Annotated in this window: 4 protein-coding genes; all 4 read right to left on the bottom strand. The window is 65.5% G+C overall.

All coding sequences use genetic code 11. The annotated features are described in order from the left end of the window. The coding region (locus ACLHHB_RS11655; protein ID WP_410218450.1) for a TRAP transporter large permease subunit at positions 1–947 on the bottom strand (947 nt) is incomplete at its 3' end. Beyond that, complete coding sequence (locus ACLHHB_RS11650) at positions 944–1,885, bottom strand: TAXI family TRAP transporter solute-binding subunit (protein WP_410218449.1); 942 nt, start codon at positions 1,883–1,885, stop codon at positions 944–946. The genes ACLHHB_RS11650 and ACLHHB_RS11655, both read right to left, overlap by 4 nt. A gap of 332 nt (positions 1,886–2,217) precedes the next feature. Next, positions 2,218–2,967, bottom strand: a complete 750-nt coding sequence (locus tag ACLHHB_RS11645) for an SDR family oxidoreductase (protein ID WP_410218448.1) — start codon at positions 2,965–2,967, stop codon at positions 2,218–2,220. A 56-nt stretch (positions 2,968–3,023) separates the two neighbouring features. Beyond that, on the bottom strand, positions 3,024–3,518 hold a 495-nt coding region (locus ACLHHB_RS11640; protein ID WP_410218447.1), incomplete at its 5' end, for a hypothetical protein.

The following is a 3,518-nucleotide window of genomic DNA, read 5'->3' as shown; positions in this document are numbered from 1 at the left end:
AGGCGACGCGCATAGGCGTCGATCCCGAACCAGACCACGGCAAAGTAGAGAAGCGCCGGCAAGAGCGCCGCCGTGATGATCTGCGTGTAGGGCGTGCCGGTCAGTTCGACCATGACAAAGGCCCCTGCCCCCATCAGGGGCGGCATGATCTGCCCGCCCGACGAGGCCACCGCCTCGACCGCCGCCGCGATCCGGCGCGGGTACCCCATCCGGATCATCGCCGGGATGGTCACCGCGCCCGTCGATGCCACATTGGCCGAGGCCGATCCCGAGATGGAGCCGAAGAGCGCCGAGGCAATGACCGACACCTTGCCGGCACCACCCCGCAGCCGGCCCGCGGCCGCCGCGGCCAGGTTCATGAAGCCCTGCCCCGCCTCGCCTGCATTGAGCACCGCGCCGAAAATGACGAAGATCGCCACCACCCCGACCGAGACGCCGGTCAGCTGCCCGAAGATCCCGCCTTCCGCCAGGGTCAGCGTCCCCATCAGGCTGGCGGGGGGCAGCGGCGCATGGCCGAACTCGCCCGGGACATGCTGACCGAAGGCGGCATAAAGCAGCGCCACCGCCGCCACCACCGGCAGCGGCCAGCCGATCGCGCGACGCGCGGCCTCCAGCACCGCCAGCAGCAGGACACCTCCCACGGCATACTGGAACCCAGTTTCGACGAAGCCATACTGATCGGCCAGGCGATCCGCATTGACGGCAATCCAGACCGCCGCCGCCATTCCCGCGATGGCCAGCACGATGCCGAAGGCTGACACCCACCGCTGGGCAGGCCGCTCGGTGAAGAGGAAAATCCACGGCAGGATCAGCGCCACGTGCAGCGGCCGCGCAACCAGATTGGGAACCAGGCCCGAGAAGATCAGCCCCAGATGGAAGGCGACAAGCAGGAGCGCGGCGGACAGCATCACCACCCGCCGCACCGTCACAGAAGGTACCCGGCTCATTCGGCGACGGCCACGCCCGCTTCCTCGTAATAGCGCGCGGCACCCGGATGCAGAGCCTCCAGCCCCGCAACCTGCTCCAGGGAAACGCCCGCCCACCAGGGAGCGGTCTCGGCCATCCTCTCGCGCTGGGTCCAGAAAGCCTTGGTCAGCTCATAGGCGGTATCATCATCCATGGCGGTCGTGGTGAAGGCAATGACCGGCAGCCCGGTGGTCACGATGTCTGCAGCCTGCCCGGGATAAACATCTGCGGGAATGACAACGCGTGCCTGACCCGTCTCGGCCACCTGTTCCTCACTCAGCGACAGGAGCCGCACCTCCTGGCTCGCTGCAGCCTCGACCACGTTCGGCGCCGGGAAGCTGCCGGCGGTCACGAAGCCGTCGATCTGACCGTTCTTCAGGGCGTCCCCGGCATTGGAGAGTTCCGCGTCGGCAATGGTGACATCGTCCATCATGCCGAAGAGCTCGAGATACCTCTCGCCCTCCGTCGCGCCAAAGCTGCCTTTCCCGAGCAGGATGCTCTTGCCCTCAAACGCCTCCAGCGTCGTCGGCCCTTCGGCACCGGCCACAACAAAGTGCATGGTCAGCGAGGGAATGGGAAACAATGCGCGGATCTCGGTGAACTGCGGGGCGTTCCGGCCCTCGAACGCACCGCTGCCGGACTGCGCGTCCTCCACGAGCGACGGCGGCGCGGTGAAGACATAGTCGGCGCCGCGCGCGCGAACCTCCATGACGTTCTGGACCGAGCCCTGGCTTTCCTCGACGGTCATCACCAGCTGGCCATCCGAGGCAGCCTTCGTGCCCTCGGCGAGCTCGACGCCCATCTGGTAATAGGAGGTGCCGGTCTTGGCGGACTTGTAGGTCAGCCGCGTTTCCGCCTGCGCCGCCCCCGCCGCCAGTACCAGCGCCCCCGTCAGCATTGCCCGTGTCCAGTATTGCATCTCTCCGTCCCCCTCATTGTCAAAGGCGACATGAACCGGGAGGCAGGAGCGAGTGTCAAGGAGGTGCCTAGCCTGAACTGAGCGCCTTCGGGCGCAGGTCCTGTCGGAGGGGCGGGTTGATGGCCACATGCAATCACCTTCCGGAGGTCCAAGGTAGCCCACCCCGCCCGAGAGGTGCTTTGGGTCCTTCCGACGCCCTTCCATATGCGGTGGGCGTTGTCGCGAAAAACTTCCAGTTGCACGGCAAAAATTGGGGTTCGCACCCGGGTGCGCAGGTTCGCACATGTGGTGCACTCGGTACCACATGCGGGTTGATCCCACGTTGAACCCCATCACCCAATCAGCCCAACACGCCGACGGATCGCCTCGTCCCTGAGCGACACTTCGGCTCCCAGGAACTCATCCCCGTCCGGACCGCACAGCCACACGAGCGCCCGCGCTGGCCATTCGGGTGGGATATGGACCGACCAGTCAAGCTGGCTGACAGGATTGACCCCGCTCTTTCGGATGCTGTCCTGCATGTCCGTCGCCACTGTTCCGGGTGACAGGCTGATGGCGCGGATGCCGTCGCCGCGCGCCTCGTGATCCAGGGCGCGAGTCAGCATCCAGGCTCCCGCCTTGCTTGCGCAATACGCGCTCCAACCCTCCTGCGGGGCATGGGCGGCTCCCGATCCGACGGTGAGGATTGTCCCGCCGCCCTGGGCGCGCATCACGGGAAGAGCGGCGTGCATTCCGTGAAAGACCCCCTTCAGGTTGATATCGATAGCCTGTCCCCACTCATCAACATTGGCAGCCGCAAGGTCGGCAATGGGTCCGATCACACCGGCATTGTTCACGAGGATGTCGAGCCGCCCGAAGCGGTCGCACATCTTGGCCACCGCACGTTTCATGTCGGCAGCCTGCGCGACATCGCCGGACAAGGCGAACCCGCCGATCTCAGCCGCAAGCGCATTCACCCCGCGCTCATCACGAGCCATCACCCCGACCACAGCGCCCGCTTCGGCGAAAGCACGCGCCGACGCGACACCGATGCCGCGGCTCGCTCCGGTGACGAGAACCACCTTGCCCTCAAGCTTGACCATCCTATCCTCCCTGGGATGCACCTTGGAAATCGAAACCGACCTGCGATCCTTCGTGTCTACACCATCTCGACTTTGATCCTGTCCAGGGGGAGTCCGTCAAAGATGGCCTGCCACGTCTCGCCTGGGCTCACAGGCAGCGCCTGTGTCAGGGTGCCGGTTGTGACAAGATCGCCCTCTTGCAACGGCGCCGCATCGGGCATGCGTGAAAGCAGGTCGGTCAGATGACCCAGTGCCGCAAGAGGGCCGCCACCCAGCACATTGCGGGCCTGCCCCTTGTCAGCCACGACATCATCCCGGAAAAGCGTCGTTTCAAAGCTGGAAAGTCCCACAACCCAGTCTCCTCGATCCGCGGGTGACAGCTCCAGCATCGGTCCGTGCAGGAAGGCGCCATGCAAGCCAAAGGCCGCAACGGTATCCGCTGCCTCGAACTTCCAATCCGCGAAGATTGATTGCACCATCTCGAACCCTGCGCAAACACCGGATATGCAGGTGATCAGGTCTTCAAGCGCCATTCCCGGCACGGGCGGGGCGGACAGGCGGAACGCGATCTC

Origin of the sequence: Paracoccus sp. (in: a-proteobacteria) (assembly GCF_046462195.1) — a bacterium.
Taxonomy (GTDB): Bacteria; Pseudomonadota; Alphaproteobacteria; order Rhodobacterales; family Rhodobacteraceae; genus Paracoccus.
This window is presented reverse-complemented; position numbering and strand designations above follow the sequence as displayed.